This window comes from Streptomyces sp. NPDC002889, assembly GCF_042888425.1.
Classification (GTDB): Bacteria; Actinomycetota; Actinomycetes; order Streptomycetales; family Streptomycetaceae; genus Streptomyces.
This window is the reverse complement of the sequence record NZ_JBIAPT010000002.1, coordinates 84,672-102,952: the sequence shown is the minus strand read 5'-3', so window position 1 is coordinate 102,952 and position 18,281 is coordinate 84,672. Positions and strand designations below refer to the sequence as shown.

General features: G+C 68.5%; 16 protein-coding genes. 1 reads left to right on the top strand and 15 read right to left on the bottom strand.

All coding sequences use genetic code 11. The features are described from left to right. Positions 1–101 precede the first annotated feature (101 nt). The 14 genes from nuoN to ACFYWI_RS03220 form a co-directional block, all read right to left on the bottom strand. Positions 102–1,754: an NADH-quinone oxidoreductase subunit NuoN gene (gene nuoN / locus ACFYWI_RS03285; protein ID WP_389224630.1), complete on the bottom strand. Its 1,653-nt coding sequence runs from the start codon at positions 1,752–1,754 to the stop codon at positions 102–104. Further along, positions 1,751–3,325, bottom strand: a complete 1,575-nt coding sequence (locus tag ACFYWI_RS03280; RefSeq protein WP_389224628.1) for an NADH-quinone oxidoreductase subunit M — start codon at positions 3,323–3,325, stop codon at positions 1,751–1,753. The genes nuoN and ACFYWI_RS03280 overlap by 4 nt, the downstream gene beginning before the upstream one ends. 4 nt (positions 3,326–3,329) lie before the next feature. Continuing rightward, a complete protein-coding gene (nuoL, locus tag ACFYWI_RS03275; RefSeq protein ID WP_389224626.1) occupies positions 3,330–5,225 on the bottom strand; it encodes an NADH-quinone oxidoreductase subunit L in 1,896 nt (631 codons plus the stop codon). A gap of 14 nt (positions 5,226–5,239) precedes the next feature. Next, entirely contained in the window at positions 5,240–5,539 is a 300-nt protein-coding gene (nuoK, locus tag ACFYWI_RS03270) for an NADH-quinone oxidoreductase subunit NuoK (protein WP_389224624.1), read from the bottom strand. Beyond that, positions 5,536–6,360: an NADH-quinone oxidoreductase subunit J gene (locus tag ACFYWI_RS03265; RefSeq protein WP_389224622.1), complete on the bottom strand. Its 825-nt coding sequence runs from the start codon at positions 6,358–6,360 to the stop codon at positions 5,536–5,538. The genes nuoK and ACFYWI_RS03265 overlap by 4 nt, the downstream gene beginning before the upstream one ends. Beyond that, entirely contained in the window at positions 6,357–6,971 is a 615-nt protein-coding gene (gene nuoI, locus ACFYWI_RS03260) for an NADH-quinone oxidoreductase subunit NuoI (RefSeq protein WP_389224620.1), read from the bottom strand. The genes ACFYWI_RS03265 and nuoI overlap by 4 nt, the downstream gene beginning before the upstream one ends. Further along, complete coding sequence (gene nuoH, locus ACFYWI_RS03255; protein ID WP_389224618.1) at positions 6,934–8,331, bottom strand: NADH-quinone oxidoreductase subunit NuoH; 1,398 nt, start codon at positions 8,329–8,331, stop codon at positions 6,934–6,936. The genes nuoI and nuoH overlap by 38 nt, the downstream gene beginning before the upstream one ends. Before the next feature lie 127 nt (positions 8,332–8,458). Continuing rightward, complete coding sequence (locus ACFYWI_RS03250) at positions 8,459–11,026, bottom strand: NADH-quinone oxidoreductase subunit G (RefSeq protein WP_389224616.1); 2,568 nt, start codon at positions 11,024–11,026, stop codon at positions 8,459–8,461. Next, entirely contained in the window at positions 11,023–12,408 is a 1,386-nt protein-coding gene (gene nuoF / locus ACFYWI_RS03245; protein WP_389224614.1) for an NADH-quinone oxidoreductase subunit NuoF, read from the bottom strand. The genes ACFYWI_RS03250 and nuoF overlap by 4 nt, the downstream gene beginning before the upstream one ends. Further along, positions 12,408–13,250 carry an NADH-quinone oxidoreductase subunit NuoE gene (nuoE, locus tag ACFYWI_RS03240; protein WP_389224612.1) on the bottom strand — a complete coding sequence of 281 codons (843 nt, stop codon included), beginning with the start codon at positions 13,248–13,250 and terminating at the stop codon, positions 12,408–12,410. The genes nuoF and nuoE overlap by 1 nt, the downstream gene beginning before the upstream one ends. Next, positions 13,247–14,569 (bottom strand): NADH-quinone oxidoreductase subunit D, encoded by a 1,323-nt coding sequence (locus tag ACFYWI_RS03235; RefSeq protein ID WP_389224610.1) that lies wholly within the window; start codon positions 14,567–14,569, stop codon positions 13,247–13,249. Before ACFYWI_RS03235 ends, nuoE begins: the two co-directional genes overlap by 4 nt. Then, the gene (locus ACFYWI_RS03230; protein ID WP_389224608.1) at positions 14,566–15,294 is read right to left on the bottom strand and encodes an NADH-quinone oxidoreductase subunit C; all 729 of its coding nucleotides are present in this window, start codon (positions 15,292–15,294) and stop codon (positions 14,566–14,568) included. Before ACFYWI_RS03230 ends, ACFYWI_RS03235 begins: the two co-directional genes overlap by 4 nt. Then, on the bottom strand, positions 15,291–15,845 hold the full coding sequence (locus ACFYWI_RS03225; protein ID WP_006382209.1) for an NADH-quinone oxidoreductase subunit B family protein: 555 nt from the start codon (positions 15,843–15,845) through the stop codon (positions 15,291–15,293). The genes ACFYWI_RS03230 and ACFYWI_RS03225 overlap by 4 nt, the downstream gene beginning before the upstream one ends. Positions 15,846–15,862: 17 nt before the next feature. Further along, on the bottom strand, positions 15,863–16,222 hold the full coding sequence (locus tag ACFYWI_RS03220; RefSeq protein ID WP_389224605.1) for an NADH-quinone oxidoreductase subunit A: 360 nt from the start codon (positions 16,220–16,222) through the stop codon (positions 15,863–15,865). 715 nt (positions 16,223–16,937) lie between these two features. On the opposite strand from ACFYWI_RS03220, the gene ACFYWI_RS03215 reads away from it, so the two are divergent. Then, entirely contained in the window at positions 16,938–17,735 is a 798-nt protein-coding gene (locus ACFYWI_RS03215; protein ID WP_389224603.1) for a C40 family peptidase, read from the top strand. A gap of 83 nt (positions 17,736–17,818) precedes the next feature. Here the strand turns inward: ACFYWI_RS03215 and ACFYWI_RS03210 are convergent, their stop codons facing one another. Next, a complete protein-coding gene (locus tag ACFYWI_RS03210) occupies positions 17,819–18,097 on the bottom strand; it encodes a DUF6355 family natural product biosynthesis protein (protein WP_389224601.1) in 279 nt (92 codons plus the stop codon). Between the last annotated feature and the right edge of the window lie 184 nt (positions 18,098–18,281).

The following is an 18,281-nucleotide window of genomic DNA, read 5'->3' as shown; positions in this document are numbered from 1 at the left end:
GAAGGAAGCGGCCGCTCCCCACGCTCGACGGCCGAGGTCCGGCGCCCGGAAGGACGCCGGACCTCGGCCGTCGTTTGCGCTTGACGCACCGCGAGGCGGCGCTACCGCACGAACACCCCCGCCTGGCCGGCCAGGTCCAGGAAGTACTGCGGCGCGACACCGAGCACCAGCGTCACCGCGACACCGACCCCGATCGTCGTCATGGTCAGCGGCGACGGCACGGCGACCGTCGGACCCTCCGGCTTGGGCTCGCTGAAGAACATCAGCACGATGACCCGGATGTAGAAGAACGCGGCGATCGCCGACGAGACCACACCCACCACGACCAGCGCACCCGCGCCGCCTTCCGCCGCCGCCTTGAAGACCGCGAACTTTCCGGAAAAACCGGAGGTCAGCGGAATGCCGGCGAAGGCGAGCAGAAACACGGCGAACACCGCGGCCACCAGCGGCGAACGCCGCCCGAGACCGGCCCACTTGGACAGATGCGTCGCCTCGCCGCCCGCGTCGCGGACCAGGGTGACGACCGCGAAGGCGCCGATCGTCACGAACGAGTAGGCGGCCAGGTAGAACAGCACGGACGAGATGCCCTCGGGCGTGGTCGCGATGACACCGGCGAGGATGAAGCCTGCGTGCGCGATCGAGGAGTACGCCAGCAGCCGCTTGATGTCGGTCTGGGTGATGGCGACGATCGAACCACCCAGCATCGTGACGATGGCGATGGCCCACATCACCGGCCGCCAGTCCCAGCTCAGGCCCGGCAGCACCACATAGAGCAGCCGCAGCAGCGCACCGAACGCAGCCACCTTGGTGGCCGCGGCCATGAAGCCGGTGACCGGGGTCGGCGCGCCCTGGTAGACGTCGGGCGTCCACATGTGGAACGGCACCGCGCCGACCTTGAACAGCAGACCCGTCAGGATCATCGCGCCGCCGATCAGCAGCAGCGCGTCGTTCCCCATGGTGTTGGCGAGCGCCGGGTCGATCGTGCGGACGCTGCCGTCGACGACATCGGCGATCTGCGCGTAGGAGACCGAGCCCGCGTACCCGTACAGCAGCGCGATGCCGAAGAGCAGGAACGCGGAGGAGAAGGCACCGAGCAGGAAGTACTTCACCGCCGCCTCCTGCGACATCAGCCGCTTGCGGCGGGCCAGCGCGCACAGGAGGTAGAGGGGCAGCGAGAAGACCTCCAGCGCCACGAAGAGCGTCAGCAGATCGTTGGCGGCGGGGAAGACCAGCATGCCGGTGATCGCGAACAGGGCGATCGGGAACACCTCGGTGGTGGTGAACCCGGCCTTGACCGCGGCCTTCTCGGAGTCGCTGCCCGGCACGGCGGCCGCTTCGGCGGCGAAGGAGTCGACGCGGTTGCCGTGTGCCTCGGGGTCGAGCCGGCGCTCGGCGAAGGTGAACACCGCGACCAGCGAGGCCAGCAGGATCGTGCCCTGCAGGAACAGCGCCGGACCGTCGACCGCGATCGCGCCCATCGCGGCGATGCGCGCCTTCGTGGTGCCGTACCCGCCGGCGGCGAGGGCCACGACCGCGGCGAACGCGGCGGCGAGGGCGACAACGGCGAGGAACACCTGCGTGTGGTACCGGGCCTTGCGCGGTACGAAGGCTTCCACGAGCACGCCCACGATGGCCGCGCCGACGACGATCAGCGCGGGTGCCAGTTGGGCGTACTCGATGTGCGGCGTGGGGATCTTGCCGATCGGCTCGACCGCCGCCGTCGTCCACAGGCTGTGGACAGCTGTAGCGCTCACTTGGCCGCCTCCACCTCGGGCTGGGGGTCCTTCTTCTGGACGTCGGACATCGTGTGCTCCACCGCCGGGTTGATGATCTCGGTCAGTGGCTTGGGGTACACACCGAGGAAGAGCAGCAGCGCGATCAGCGGCGCGACGACCACCAGCTCGCGTGTCCTGAGGTCCGGCATCTTGCTCACCTCGGCCTTCACCGGGCCCGTCATCGTCCGCTGGTACAGGACGAGGGTGTAGAGCGCGGCGAGCACGATGCCGAAGGTGGCGATGATCCCGGCCACCGGATAGCGCGTGAACGTGCCGACCAGTACCAGGAATTCACTGACGAAGGGCGCGAGGCCCGGCAGCGAGAGCGTGGCCAGACCGCCGATCAGGAACGTGCCCGCGAGGACGGGGGCGACCTTCTGCACACCTCCGTAGTCGGCGATGAGGCGCGAACCGCGGCGCGAGATCAGGAAGCCCGCCACCAGCATCAGCGCGGCGGTGGAGATCCCGTGGTTGACCATGTACAGCGTCGCGCCCGACTGGCCCTGACTGGTCATCGCGAAGATGCCCAGGATGATGAAACCGAAGTGCGAGATCGACGCGTAGGCGACCAGGCGCTTGATGTCGCGCTGGCCCACCGCGAGGAGCGCGCCGTAGACGATGCTGATCAGGGCCAGCACCACGATGACGGGCGTGGCCCACTTGGACGCCTCCGGGAAGAGCTGGAGGCAGAAGCGCAGCATCGCGAAGGTGCCGACCTTGTCCACGACCGCGGTGATCAGTACGGCGACCGGGGCCGTCGCCTCACCCATGGCGTTGGGCAGCCAGGTGTGCAGCGGCCACAGCGGCGCCTTGATCGCGAAGGCGAAGAAGAAGCCGAGGAACAGCAGCCGCTCGGTGGTGGTCGCCATCTCCAGCGAGCCGGACGCCCGGGCCTCGGCGATCTCGGTGAGCGAGAAGCTCCCCGCGACCACGTAGAGGCCGATGACGGCGGCCAGCATGATCAGTCCGCCGACCAGGTTGTAGAGCAGGAACTTCACGGCCGCGTACGAACGCTGGGCCGCCGCGTTCTCGTCGCTGCCCGCGTGGGCGCGGTCGCCGAAGCCGCCGATGAGGAAGTACATCGGGATGAGCATGGCCTCGAACAGGATGTAGAAGAGGAAGACGTCGGTGGCCTCGAAGGAGAGGATCACCATCGCCTCGACCATCAGGATCAGGGCGAAGAAGCCCTGGGTCGGCCGCCAGCGTGAGCTCTTCGTCTCCAGGGGGTCGGCATCGTGCCAGCCGGCGAGGATGACGAAGGGAACGAGCAACGCGGTGAGCGCCAGCAGCGACACCCCGATGCCGTCCACGCCCAGTTCGTACCGGACTCCGAAGTCCTTGATCCAGGCATGGGATTCGGTGAGCTGGTAACGGTCGCCGCCGGGCTCGAACCGTACGAGCACGATCGCGGCGAGCACAAGGGTGGCCAGCGAGACGAGCAGCGCGAGCCACTTCGCTGCCGTTCTCCGGGCGGCGGGCACGGCGGCGGTGGCGATCGCACCGAGCGCCGGCAGCGCCGCCGTGGCCGTCAGGATCGGGAAACTGGACATAGGCTCAGACCGCCCTCATCAGCAGGGTCGCGGCGATCAGGATCGCCGTACCGCCGAACATCGAGACCGCGTAACTGCGGGCGTAGCCGTTCTGCAGCTTGCGCAGGCGGCCCGAGAGCCCGCCGACCGAGGCGGCCGTGCCGTTGACAACTCCGTCGACCAGTGTGTGGTCGACATACACCAGGGAGCGGGTGAGGTGCTCGCCGCCGCGGACCAGGACCACATGGTTGAAGTCGTCCTGGAGCAGGTCGCGGCGGGCGGCCCGGGTGAGCAGCGAGCCGCGCGGTGCGGTGACCGGGACCGGTCGGCGCCCGTACTGCGCGTAGGCGAGCGCGACGCCGATGACCATCACCGCAACGGTCGCGCCGGTGATCGCGCCCGCGCTGATCGGCGGGTGACCGTGGTCGAAGCTCGTGACCGGCTTCAGCCAGTTCACGAAGGCTTCGTGCCATGAGAACAGCCCGCCCGCGAAGACCGAACCGAAGGCGAGCACGATCATCGGCACCGTCATCGTCCTTGGCGACTCGTGCGGATGCGGCATCTCGCCCTTCTCGTCCTGCTGCCAGCGCTTCTCGCCGAAGAAGGTCATCAGCATCACGCGCGTCATGTAGTACGCGGTGATCGCGGCGCCGAGGAGCGTGACCGCGCCGAGGATCCAGCCCTCGGTGCCACCCTTGGCGAACGCCGCCTCGATGATCTTGTCCTTGGAGAAGAAGCCGGACAGACCCGGGAATCCGATGATCGCGAGATAGCCGAGACCGAACGTGACGAAGGTGATGGGCATGAACTTCCTCAGGCCCCCGTACTTCCGCATGTCGACCTCGTCGTTCATGCCGTGCATGACCGAGCCGGCGCCGAGGAAGAGTCCGGCCTTGAAGAAGCCGTGTGTCACCAGGTGCATGATCGCGAAGGCGTAGCCGATGGGGCCGAGGCCCGCGGCCAGGATCATGTAGCCGATCTGCGACATCGTCGAACCGGCCAGTGCCTTCTTGATGTCGTCCTTCGCGCAACCGACGATCGCACCGAAGAGGAGCGTGACCGCGCCGACGACGGTGACGACGAGCTGGGCGTCGGGTGAGGCGTTGAAGATCGCGCCGGAGCGGACGATCAGGTAGACACCAGCGGTCACCATGGTCGCCGCGTGGATCAGGGCCGAGACCGGGGTCGGGCCCTCCATCGCGTCACCGAGCCAGGACTGCAGCGGGACCTGTGCGGACTTGCCGCACGCCGCGAGCAGCAGCATCAGAGCGAGGGCCGTCAGCGTGCCCTCACCGGTCTCCCCCACGGCCCCGAGGACCGGCCCGAAGGCGAAGGTCCCGAAGGTCGTGAACATCAGCATGATCGCGATCGACAGGCCCATGTCGCCGACCCGGTTGACCAGGAAGGCCTTCTTCGCGGCGGTCGCCGCGCTGGGCTTGTGCTGCCAGAACCCGATGAGCAGGTAGGAGGCGAGACCGACGCCCTCCCAGCCCACGTACAGCAGCAGGTAGTTGTCGGCGAGGACCAACAGCAGCATCGCCGCGAGGAACAGGTTCAGATAGCCGAAGAAGCGGCGGCGGCGCTCGTCGTGCTCCATGTACCCGACCGAGTACAGGTGGATGAGCGAGCCGACACCGGTGATCAGCAGGACGAACGTCATCGACAGCTGGTCGAGCTGGAAGGCGACGTCCGCCTGGAATCCCTCGACGGGGATCCAGGTGTACAGCATCTGGTGCAGGGTGCGTTCGTCCGCGCCCTTGCCCAGCATGTCCGCGAACAGCACCACGCCGATGACGAAGGACGCGGCGGCGAGCAGTGTGCCGACCCAGTGGCCGACGCGGTCGAGCCGGCGTCCGCCGCACAGCAGGACCGCTGCTCCGAGCAGAGGCGCCGCGATGAGCAGCGCGATCAGGTTCTCCACGATTCAGCGACCCCTTACAGCTTCATCAGGCTGGCGTCGTCGACCGAGGCCGAGTGGCGGGAACGGAACAGCGACACGATGATCGCGAGCCCGACCACGACCTCCGCGGCGGCGACGACCATCGTGAAGAACGCGATGATCTGGCCGTCGAGATTGCCGTGCATGCGGGAAAAGGCGACGAACGCGAGGTTGCAGGCGTTGAGCATCAGCTCGATGCACATGAAGAGGATGATCGCGTTCCGCCGGATCAGCACTCCGGCCGCGCCGATGGTGAACAGCAGGGCCGCGAGATAGAGGTAGTTGACCGGATTCACCGCTTGGCCTCCTCATTGTCCCGGTCCCGTCCGAGCCGCGCCTCGGAGCGCTGCTCGAGCGCTTTGAGGTCGTTGAGCGCGTCGGTGGACACATCGCGGATCTGGCCGCGATCGCGGAGCGTCTTGCTGACAGTGAGCTGGGACGACGTGCCGTCCGGCAGCAGGCCGGGGATGTCCACCGCGTTGTGCCGGGCGTAGACGCCGGGGGCGGGCAGCGGGGGCACCTGCCTGCCTTCCCGTACGCGCTGCTCCGACATCTCGCGCTGGGTCCTGGCCCGCTCCGTGCGCTCCCGGTGGGTGAGCACCATTGCGCCGACGGCAGCGGTGATCAGCAGCGCGCCCGTGATCTCGAAGGCGAAGACGTACTTGGTGAAGATGAGCCGGGCGAGGCCCTCGACGTTGCCGCCGTTCGCGGTATTGGCGACGCCCAGTCCGTTGAAGTGGTTCAAAGAGGCGTGGGAGATGCCCGCGATCAGCAGCACGCCGAAGCCGAGCCCGCAGACAACGGCCCACCAGCGCTGGCCCTTCAGCGTCTCCTTGAGCGAGTCGGCGGCGGTGACACCGACCAGCATGACAACGAAGAGGAACAGCATCATGATCGCGCCGGTGTAGACGATGACCTGCACGACGCCGAGGAAGTACGCCCCGTTGGCGAGGTAGAAGACCGCCAGGACGATCATGGTTCCGGCGAGGCACAGCGCACTGTGCACGGCCCGCTTCATCAGGATCGTGCCCAGCGCCCCGATGACCGCGACAGTGCCGAGCACCCAGAACTGGACGGCCTCGCCCGTCGAAGTGGCCGATGCGGCAAGGGCGTTCATACGTCCGCCTCCTCGCCCTTGTCGGCCTTGGAGACGGCGACCTGCTGGACCGTGCCGGGCGCGGCCTCGGTGACCAGACCCCGGTAGTAGTCCTGCTCGTCCATACCGGGGAAGATCGAGTGCGGGGAGTCGACCATGCCCTCCTCCAGGCCGGCGAGCAGCTGCTCCTTGGTGTAGATGAGGTTCTCGCGGCTGCTGTCGGCCAGCTCGAAGTCATTGGTCATCGTCAGCGCGCGCGTCGGACAGGCCTCGATGCACAGGCCGCACAGAATGCAGCGGGCGTAGTTGATCTGGTAGACGCGGCCGTACCGCTCGCCCGGGGAGTAGCGCTCCTCGTCGGTGTTCTCCGCGCCTTCCACATAGATCGCGTCCGCCGGACAGGCCCAGGCGCACAGCTCGCAGCCGATGCACTTCTCGAGCCCGTCCGGATGGCGGTTCAGCTGGTGCCGGCCGTGGAAGCGCGGCGCCGTGACCTTCTGCTGCTCCGGATACTGCTCGGTCAGCCGCTTCTTGAACATGGCCTTGAAGGTCACGCCGAAGCCGGCAACCGGATTCTGGAACTTCTCGGATTCCTCAGACACCGTCAGCCTCCTTTCCGTCACGAGGACCATCACTGTCAGCATTGGGTCCGCCACTGACAATCAGCTCGCGGTCACTGCGCGGGCGCCTGCGCGGCACCTGCGGCAATTCCTGCCCGGGCAGCGGCGGTACGGGGAAGCCGCCCGCCATCGGGTCGAAGGCCGGGGGCTCCGGCTTGGCCGCCTCGGCCTCCTTCTCCTTCTTGCCGCGGAAGATGTCTGCCACGAAGGAGAGCAGCAGCACGGCGATCACCCCGCCGCCGACGTACAGCACGATCTGCTGGAAGTCGTAGTTCTCGTTCCGCAGCGCCCGCACGGTGGCGACCAGCATCAACCAGACCACCGAGACCGGGATGAGGACCTTCCAGCCGAGCTTCATCAGCTGGTCGTAGCGCACCCGGGGCAGCGTGCCGCGCAGCCAGATGAAGAAGAACAGCAGCACCTGGACCTTGAGGACGAACCAGAGCATCGGCCACCAGCCGTGGTTCGCGCCCTCCCAGAAGGTGGAGAGGGGGTACGGAGCCCGCCACCCGCCGAGGAAGAGGGTGACCGAGACGGCGGAGACGGTGACCATGTTGACGTACTCGGCCAGCATGAACATCGCGAACTTGATCGAGCTGTACTCGGTGTTGAAGCCGCCGACCAGGTCGCCCTCGGACTCCGGCATGTCGAACGGGGCACGGTTTGTCTCACCGACCATCGTGACCACGTAGATGATGAACGAGACCGGCAGCAGCACGATGAACCAGCGGTCCGCCTGCGCCTCCACGATCGCCGAGGTCGACATCGACCCGGAGTAGAGGAAGACCGAGGCGAAGGCCGCGCCCATCGCGATCTCGTACGAGATCATCTGCGCGCACGAGCGCAGTCCGCCGAGCAGCGGGTACGTCGAGCCCGACGACCAGCCCGCCAGCACGATGCCGTAGATGCCGACCGAGGCGACCGCGAGGATGTAGAGCATCGCGATCGGCAGATCGGTCAGCTGCATCGTGGTGCGCTGGCCGAAGATCGAGATCTCGTTGCCCGCCGGTCCGAACGGGATCACGGCGATCGCCATGAACGCCGGGATGGCCGCGACGATCGGCGCGAGGACGTAGACGATCTTGTCCGCCCGCTTGACGATCAGATCTTCCTTGAGCATCAGCTTGATGCCGTCGGCGAGCGACTGCAGCATGCCCCAGGGACCGTGCCGGTTGGGGCCGATGCGCAGCTGCATCCAGGCCACCACCTTGCGCTCCCACACGATGGAGAACAGCACGGTGATCATCAGGAAGGCGAAGCAGAACACGGCCTTGACGAGAACGAGCCACCACGGGTCGCGCCCGAACATGGACAGGTCCTCGAGCGCGAGGACGCTGCGCTGGGCTTCGGCGACATGAGCCAGGGTGATCATGCACGCACCTCCGATGCGGGGGCGGCCGGTGCAGCGCCCGGCAGGACGGCGTGGGCTGGAAGCGCGCTCGGCCACCCGGGTTCGTGCCTGGGCGCGGACCCGGGTCGGCGGGAGACTCCTCGGACGGTCATGACTCCACCTCCGGTGTCGCCTCGACTGCCTCCGGCTCGGCGGCCGGACCGATGCGAACCAGTTGGCCGGGTGTCGCCCCGGTGTCGGCGGCGACCCCACCGCCGACGGAGTTCAGCGGCAGCCAGACCACCCGGTCGGGCATCTCGCTCACCTGGAGCGGCAGCCGGACCGCGCCGGCGGGCCCTGAGATCTCCAGCTCGTCGCCGTCCTTGACGCCCGTCTCGGCCGCGGTCACCGCGGACAGCCGGGCCACCGCGGCGTGCCGGGTACCGGCCAGCGCCTCGTCGCCCTGCTGCAGCAGCCCCTGGTCGAGCAGCATCCGGTGACCGGCGAGCACCGCCTCGCCCTCGCCCGCGCGGGGCAGCGGCGGCGCGGTCCTGATCGGCTCGGAGGCACCGGCGTCCACCGTGCCGAGGGCATCGGAACCGTCCCAGTGGCCGAGCCGGTCCAGTTCAGCGCGTACGGACTTCAGATCTGGCAGCCCGAAGTGGATGTCGAGCGCGTCGGCGAGCATGTGCAGCACCCGCGCATCGGCCGGTGCGAGGCGCCGCGTCATCTGCTCGGGCTTGAGCGCCGCCTCGAACAGCCGCACCCTGCCTTCCCAGTTGAGGAAGGTGCCCGGCTTCTCGGCGACGGCGGCGACGGGGAAGACGACGTCCGCCCGCTCGGTGACCTCGCTCGACCGCAGCTCCAGTGAGACCAGGAAGCCCACCGAGTCGAGCGCTTCGCGGGCGCGCGCCGGGTCGGGCAGGTCGGCGACCTCGACGCCCGCGACCAGCAGCGCCGCCAGCTCGCCGGTGGCCGCCGCCTCGAGGATCTGGCCGGTGTCGCGGCCGTAGCGGTGCGGGAGTTCGCGTACCCGCCAGACCTCGGCGGTCTCCTCACGGGCCCGCGGGTCGGTGGCCGGGCGGCCCCCCGGAAGCAGCGACGGCAGCGCGCCCGCCTCGATCGCGCCGCGCTCACCGGCCCGCCGCGGGATCCACACCAGCTGGGCGCCGGTGGCGCTCGCCGTGCGTACGGCTGCGGTGAGTCCGCCGGGCACGGCCGCGAGCCGCTCGCCGACGAGGATCACCGCGCCGTCGGAGCGCAGCGCCTCGGCCGCCTCGGCGCCGACCTCGTCGAGGCCGACGCGGGAGGCGAGCGCGTCGAGCCACTCGGTCTCGGTGCCGGGGGCCGCGGGCAGCAGGGTGCCGCCCGCCTTCACCAGGCCACGGGTCGCGTGCGTGGCGAGGGCGAAGGTGCGCTGACCGTGCTTGCGGTGGGCCTTGCGCAGCCGCAGGAAGACGCCAGGTGCCTCCTCCTCGGACTCCAGGCCGGCGAGCAGCACCGCCGGGGCCTTCTCCAAGGTGCTGTACGTGACCCCGCTCGATCCCCCGGAGCCTTCGGCCCGGGAGGTGCTCCCGAGGTCCCGGCCCCGGCCGGCGACCCTGGCGGCCAGGAAGTCGGCCTCCTCGCTGCTGTGCACGCGCGCGCGGAAGTCGATGTCGTTCGTGTCGAGGGCGACGCGCGCGAACTTGGCGTACGCGTACGCGTCCTCGACGGTCAGCCGGCCGCCGGTGAGCACGCCGGCCCGGCCGCGGGCCGCGCTCAGCCCGCGGGCCGCCGCCTCCAGCGCCTCGGGCCAGCTCGCCTGCTCCAGCTCACCGGTCCCGGCGTTGCGCACCAGCGGAGTGGTCAGCCGGTCCCGCTGCTGCGCGTAACGGAAGCCGAAGCGCCCCTTGTCGCAGATCCACTCCTCGTTGACCTCGGGGTCCTCGGCGGCCAGCCGCCGCATGACCTTGCCGCGACGGTGGTCGGTACGGGTGGCACAGCCGCCCGCACAGTGCTCGCACACGCTCGGCGAGGAGATCAGATCGAAGGGGCGGGCGCGGAAGCGGTAGGCGGCCGAAGTCAGCGCGCCCACCGGGCAGATCTGAATGGTGTTCCCGGAGAAGTACGACTGGAACGGGTCGCCCTCGCCGGTGCCGACCTGCTGCAGCGCGCCCCGCTCGAGCAGCTCGATCATCGGGTCGCCGGCCACCTGGTTGGAGAACCGGGTGCAGCGCGCGCAGAGCACACAGCGCTCACGGTCCAGCAGCACCTGGGTGGAGATGTTGACCGGCTTCTCGTACGTCCGCTTCCTGCCCTCGAAGCGGGAGTCGGCCTGGCCGTGCGAGACGGCCTGGTTCTGCAGCGGGCACTCGCCGCCCTTGTCGCAGACCGGGCAGTCCAGCGGATGGTTGATCAGCAGCAGCTCCATCACGCCCTTCTGCGCCTTCTCGGCGACGGGCGAGGTGAGCTGCGACCTGACGACCATGCCGTCGGTGCAGGTGATGGTGCAGGACGCCATCGGCTTGCGCTGGCCCTCGACCTCGACGATGCACTGGCGGCAGGCGCCGGCCGGGTCGAGGAGGGGGTGGTCGCAGAACCGCGGGATCTCGATGCCGAGCAGTTCGGCGGCACGGATGACCAGCGTCCCCTTGGGGACGGAGATCTCGATGCCGTCGATGGTCAGCGAGACCAGGTCCTCGGGCGGTACCGCTGCCTCGCCGCTCCCGGAGGGAGCGCCAGTCGTCACAGTCATGCGTTCACCTCCGTGTGGGTGGCGTGCCGGTCCGCCCATACCGTGGACTTGGCCGGGTCGAAGGGGCAGCCCCTGCCCGTGATGTGCTGCTCGTACTCCTCGCGGAAGTACTTGAGCGAGGAGAAGATCGGCGAGGCGGCGCCGTCGCCGAGCGCGCAGAAGGACTTGCCGTTGATGTTGTCGGCGATGTCGTTCAGCTTGTCGAGGTCGGACATGACGCCCTTGCCGGCCTCGATGTCACGCAGCAACTGGACGAGCCAGTACGTGCCTTCACGGCACGGTGTGCACTTGCCGCAGGACTCGTGTGCGTAGAACTCGGTCCAGCGGGTGACGGCCCGCACCACGCACGTCGTCTCGTCGAAGCACTGCAGCGCCTTGGTGCCGAGCATCGACCCGGCCGCGCCCACGCCCTCGTAGTCCAGCGGGACATCGAGGTGCTCGTCGGTGAACATCGGGGTCGAGGAGCCGCCCGGCGTCCAGAACTTGAGCCGGTGGCCGGGGCGCATCCCGCCGCTCATGTCGAGCAGCTGGCGCAGGGTGATGCCGAGCGGGGCCTCGTACTGGCCGGGGCCCGCGACATGGCCGCTGAGCGAGTACAGCGTGAAGCCCGGGGACTTCTCGCTGCCCATCGACTTGAACCAGTCCTTGCCCTTGTTCAGGATCGCGGGAACGGACGCGATGGACTCCACGTTGTTCACCACAGTGGGGCACGCGTACAGACCGGCGACCGCGGGGAAGGGTGGACGCAGCCGGGGCTGGCCGCGGCGGCCTTCCAGGGAGTCCAGCAGCGCGGTCTCCTCACCGCAGATGTACGCGCCCGCGCCCGCGTGCACGGTCAGCTCGAGGTCGAGTCCGCTGCCCAGGATGTTCTTGCCGAGGTAGCCCGCCTCGTACGCCTCACGCACGGCCTCGTGCAGCCGCCGCAGTACGGGGACGACTTCACCGCGCAAATAGATGAAGGCGTGCTGGGACCGGATCGCGTAGCAGGCGATCACGATTCCCTCGATGAGGGAGTGCGGGTTGGCGAACAGAAGGGGGATGTCCTTGCAGGTTCCCGGTTCCGACTCGTCGGCGTTGACGACGAGGTAGTGCGGCTTGCCGTCGCCCTGCGGAATGAACTGCCACTTCATCCCGGTGGGAAAGCCGGCGCCGCCGCGCCCGCGGAGCCCCGAGTCCTTCACGTAGGCGATCAGGTCGTCGGGCGACATCCTGAGCGCCTTGCGCAGACCCTCGTACCCCTCGTGCCGCTTGTATGTCTCCAGGGTCCAGCTCTCCGGAGCGTCCCAGAAGGCGGAGAGGACGGGCGCGAGAAGCTTCTCGGGGCTCGTCTCTCCCCCGACCTCCGGCCGTGAGGAGCCCTCGTACTCGGTGGACAAGGACATCACTCCCCCTCCTCGGCTGTGGGTCCGGCCGGGTGCGCCGGGTCGGACGCGGACGTCTGCTGCGGTGCGTCATGCGAACTGAGGTGTTCACCCGGCGACGGCTCGTGCGACGCCGCCTCGTGCCGCGTCTCGCCGCGCTGGGAGACGACCCGGGCGGCCGACAGCTCGCCCTTGGCGAGGCGCAGGCCGATCAGCGAGGCGGGACCCGCTCCGCCGGACGCCTCGACCGCGCCGGGGCGCTCGTCGGGGAAGCCGGCCAGGATGCGGGCCGTCTCCTTGTACGTGCACAGCGGCGCGCCGCGGGTGGGGGTGACCTGCTCCCCCGCCCGGAGATCGTCCACGAGCCGCTTCGCCGACTCGGGCGTCTGGTTGTCGAAGAACTCCCAGTTGACCATCACCACCGGCGCGAAGTCGCAGGCCGCGTTGCACTCGATGTGCTCGAGGGTGACCTTGCCGTCCTCGGTGGTCTCGTTGTTGCCGACGCCGAGGTGCTCCTTGAGCTCCTCGAAGATCGCGTCTCCGCCCATCACCGCGCACAGGGTGTTCGTACAGACACCCACCTGGTACTCACCCGACGGCTTGCGCCGGTACATCGTGTAGAAGGTGGCGACCGCGGTGACCTCGGCCGTGGTCAGGTCCAGCATCTCGGCGCAGAAGCGCATCCCGGTGCGGGAGACATAGCCCTCCTGCGACTGCACGAGGTGCAGCAGCGGCAGCAGAGCGGAACGGCTGTCGGGGTAGCGGGGGATGATCTCCTTGGCGTCCGCCTCGAGCCGGGCGCGTACATCGGCCGGGTAATCGGGGGCGGGGAGCTGGGGCATCCCCAACTGGACGTCAGTCATCGGTCGACGCCTCCCATCACGGGGTCGATGGACGCGACGGCGACGATCACGTCGGCGACCTGGCCGCCTTCGCACATGGCCGCCATGGCCTGCAGATTGGTGAACGACGGATCCCTGAAGTGGACCCGGTAGGGGCGCGTGCCGCCGTCGGAGACGACATGGGCGCCCAGCTCGCCCTTGGGCGACTCGACCGCGGCGTAGGCCTGCCCGGCCGGCACCCTGAAGCCCTCGGTCACCAGCTTGAAGTGGTGGATCAGCGCCTCCATGGAGGTGCCCATGATCTTCTTGATGTGGTCGAGGGAGTTGCCGAGCCCGTCCGGGCCGAGCGCGAGCTGCGCGGGCCAGGCGATCTTCTTGTCGGCGACCATGACCGGTCCCGGCTCGAGCCGGTCCAGGCACTGCTCGATGATGCGCAGCGACTGCCGCATCTCCTCGAGCCGGATGAGGAAGCGGCCGTAGGAGTCGCAGCTGTCGGCGGTCGGGACGTCGAAGTCGTACGTCTCGTAACCGCAGTAGGGGTCCGTCTTGCGCAGGTCGTGCGGCAGCCCGGCCGAGCGGAGGATCGGTCCGGTGGCGCCGAGCGCCATGGCTCCGGTCAGGTCGAGATAGCCGACGTCCTGCATACGGGCCTTGAAGATCGGGTTGCCGGTGGCGAGCTTGTCGTACTCCGGCAGGTTCTTCTTCATCGTCTTCACGAACTCGCGGAGCTGGTCGACGGCACCCGGCGGCAGGTCCTGGGCGAGTCCGCCGGGCCGGATGAACGCGTGGTTCATCCGCAGACCGGTGATCAGCTCGAAGATGTCGAGAATCAGTTCACGATCGCGGAATCCGTAGATCATGATCGTGGTGGCGCCGAGCTCCATACCGCCGGTGGCGATGCACACCAGGTGCGAGGAGAGCCGGTTGAGCTCCATCAGCAGAACCCGGATGACAGTGGCCCGGTCCGGGATCTGGTCCTCGATACCGAGCAGCTTCTCCACGCCCAGGCAGTACGCCGTCTCGTTGAAGAACGGCGTCAGGTAATCCATGCGCGTGACGAAGGTGGTGCCCTGCGTCCAGGTCCGGTACTCGAGGTTCTTCTCGATACCGGTGTGCAGATAGCCGATGCCGCAGCGGGCCTCGGTGACCGTCTCGCCGTCGATCTCCAGGATCAGGCGGAGCACGCCGTGCGTGGAGGGGTGCTGAGGGCCCATGTTGACGACGATCCGCTCGTCGTCGGCCTTGGCCGCGGACTGGACGATCTCGTCCCAGTCGCCACCGGTGACCGTGTATACAGTCCCCTCGGTGGTCTCGCGGGGCGATGCCGGTGAAGTGCTCACGAGTACGACCTCCGCTGGTCCGGAGCCGGGATCTGGGCGCCCTTGTACTCGACGGGGATGCCGCCGAGCGGATAGTCCTTGCGCTGCGGGAAGCCCTGCCAGTCGTCCGGCATCATGATCCGGGTGAGGGCGGGGTGGCCGTCGAAGACGAGCCCGAAGAAGTCATAGGTCTCGCGCTCGTGCCAGTCGTTGGTGGGATAGACCGACACCAGGGACGGGATGTGCCGGTCGCTGTCCGGGGCGCAGACCTCGAGCCGGATCAGCCGGCCGTGGGTGAGCGAGCGCAGGTGGTAGACGGCGTGCAGCTCGCGGCCCTTGTCCTCGGGGTAGTGGACGCCGCTGACGCCCGTGCACAGCTCGAAGCGCAGTGCCGGGTCGTCGCGCAGGGTCCGGGCGACCTGCGGCAGGTGCTCGCGGGCGATGTGGAAGGTGAGCTCTCCACGGTCGACGACCGTCTTCTCGATCGCGTTCTCCGGGACGAGTCCCTGCTCCTCCAGCGCGCCCTCGAGCTCGTCGGCCACCTCGTCGAAGTAGCCGCCGTAGGGGCGGCTCGCGGGGCCCGGCAGCCGTACGGAGCGCACGAGCCCGCTGTAACCGGACGTATCCCCTCCGTTGTTGGCGCCGAACATGCCGCGCTGAACGCGGATCTCCTCGCCGTGCTCACCGCGCTGGCCGGGAAGGTTCTGCTCGGAGAGCTCCTTCTCCGGATTCGGCTGGTCGCTCATCGCAGCAGCCCCTTCATCTCGATCGTCGGGAGCGCCTTGAGGGCCGCTTCCTCCGCCTCACGGGCCGCCTCCTCGGCGTTCACACCGAGCTTGGAGCTCTGGATCTTCTGGTGAAGCTTGAGGATCGCGTCGATCAGCATCTCCGGGCGGGGCGGACAGCCCGGCAAATAGATGTCAACGGGGACAATATGATCAACGCCCTGCACAATCGCATAATTATTGAACATTCCGCCCGATGATGCGCAGACACCCATGGAGATGACCCACTTGGGATTGGGCATCTGGTCGTAGACCTGGCGCAGAACGGGCGCCATCTTCTGGCTCACCCGCCCGGCCACGATCATCAGGTCGGCCTGGCGCGGCGAGCCGCGGAAGACCTCCATGCCGAAGCGGGCCAGGTCGTACCGGCCGGCACCCGTCGTCATCATCTCGATGGCGCAGCAGGCCAGGCCGAAGGTCGCTGGGAAGACGGATGCCTTGCGCACCCAGCCCGCGGCCTGTTCGACGGTGGTCAGCAGGAAACCGCTCGGCAGCTTCTCTTCGAGTCCCATTGGTGCCCCTCAGCCCCTCAGTCCCATTCCAGGCCGCCGCGCCGCCACACATACGCGTAGGCGACGAAGACGGTGAGCACGAAGAGCAGCATCTCCACGAGCCCGAAGATCCCCAGGGCGTCGAAGGTGACGGCCCAGGGATAGAGGAAGACGATCTCGATGTCGAAGACGATGAAGAGCATCGCCGTCAGGTAGTACTTGATGGGGAAGCGGCCGCCTCCGGCCGGTGTAGGGGTGGGCTCGATGCCGCACTCGTACGCTTCAAGTTTCGCCCTGTTGAACCGCTTTGGGCCGATAAGCGTGGCCATGACCACGGAGAAGATCGCAAACCCTGCCCCGAGGGCGCCGAGCACAAGGATGGGCGCGTAGGCATTCACCCTCCCGCTCCTTCCAGTCGTCCTTGACCGTTGGACCGCACCGGGCCTCCACCTCGCCGCCTCACGAAGATCGTGCATATGTGAGGCAGTTCACAAGCCCGACTGCTCCGCATCCTATGCCTGCCGGTCTGTGATCTGCGACACGGGGTCCGCCCTCGCGTTTGTGATCTCCACCACCCCACGAACGATCATGAAGTCGGATGAGCGGTGATCTTCATACGCGAAGCGCCCGGGCGGTCACCAGACGTGACATCTGGCGCTGTTACCGCTGGTCAGAGGGGGGTCGCCCTATCAAGGGGTGGCGGGTGCGGGCAAATTGGCGATGGACCGCATCGGGTGATAGTGGACGCCTGTTCACTCGACCGTGGGACGGCGCGGACGGGGATGGACGCACGCGTGACGCGTGCACACATTCACGAGCCCCCCACACCGCCGCCACCCGGGTCCGGCGTTGACCATTCTGTGACCTGCACCACTCGTTACCGTTCCGCGACAAAAGCGGGCTTGGCCATCGGTGTGAAGCGGTGGTAAGTGACAGGCAATTCGGACCTTTTACGGAAAGCCCATGATCACAGCTGTGATCACGAGTGCCGGATTTGCCCGTTACGGCGTCAATAAGGGCCCCAGGGGAGCGGATTCGAGGATTCCGGCCACAACTGTGGCGCAACACACGTTTCTTGAAGGGAACCGCCAACCCCTGATAGCGGTTGTTCTCATGTCCCAGACCGCTCACATACCCAGCCACCGGAAGCCCCGCCGCAGCGCCTCCAAGCTCGCGCTCCGCGCCGGAGTTGCCGGTGGCTTCCTCGGCACCATCGCGGTGGCCGGTGCCGCCGGGCCGGCGAGCGCCGACCCGGTGACCGAGACCATCGAGATCCCCGTCCTCACCACCGACCTCGCCGCCTCGGTCGCGCAGTCCGCGGAGGCCACGCAGCTGGTCGCGCTCGACCTCGAGCTGCAGGCCCAGGAGGACGCCGCCGCGGCCAAGGCCGCCAAGGCCGCCAAGAAGGCCAAGGCCGAGGCGGACCGCAAGGCGGAGGCCAAGGAGAAGGCCGAGGCCAAGGAGCGCGCGGAGGCAGCGGCCAAGGAGCGCGCTTCGCGCACCGCCGCCCGCACCACGCTCTCCGCGTCGGCCTCCACCAGCTCCGCGCCGGCGAGCGGCTCCGCCGCCACCGTCGTGGCCTTCCTCAAGGCGCAGCTCGGCGACGCGTACATCATGGGCGCCACCGGTCCGAACGCCTGGGACTGCTCCAGCCTCGTCCAGGCCGCGTTCCGCACCGTCGGCGTCGACCTGCCGCGCGTCTCGCAGGACCAGTCGGTCGCGGGCACCCAGGTGGGCACCTCCAACCTCCAGGTCGGCGACATCCTGTACTGGGGTGGCGCGGGCTCCGCGTACCACACGGGTGTGTACATCGGTAACGGCCAGTACCTGGACGCCGCCAACCCCAGCAAGGGCGTCGTGATCCAGGACCTGTCGGGCTACCCGGCTTCGGGCGCGATCCGCGTTCTCTGAGCACAGGCCGCTTCATCCGTCGAAGGGCCGCCGGCTCCCGCCCGGGAGCCGGCGGCCCTTCGACGTCTGCACGGGGCATCGCGTCAGCAGGTGCGCCCTGTGTACGCCGCACCGTCGATGCGCCCCGCCGGGCCCAACCACGTGACGCCGGGCACCACACACCGCTCGTAGTTGGGGCCGAACACCTCCACCTCGATGACGATGTGTGAGCCGTCGCCGGTGCAGTGGTTGTAGTACGCGTCGCTGGCCGTCTCGTAGAACCCGCAGGGGTTGGCGGCTGCCGACGGAGCAAGGGCGACGGTCAGGCCGAGGGCCAGGGTGACGGCGCCGACGGCGGCGGTCAGGGAACGGCGAACGCTCACGGAAGTACTCCTTCTCAAGGGTGCGGCACCGAGCACTGCCTGCTCGCGCGCACCTAAAGGATCACTGCCGCTACCCTCGGTAGTCGTCGATCTTGTGTCTGTGGACGAGGAGTTCACCGGATCGAGCGATGACGCCCTGCCGGGCCACAGCACTGTGCGGGGCGTACCCGCCGGCTTTCGCTCT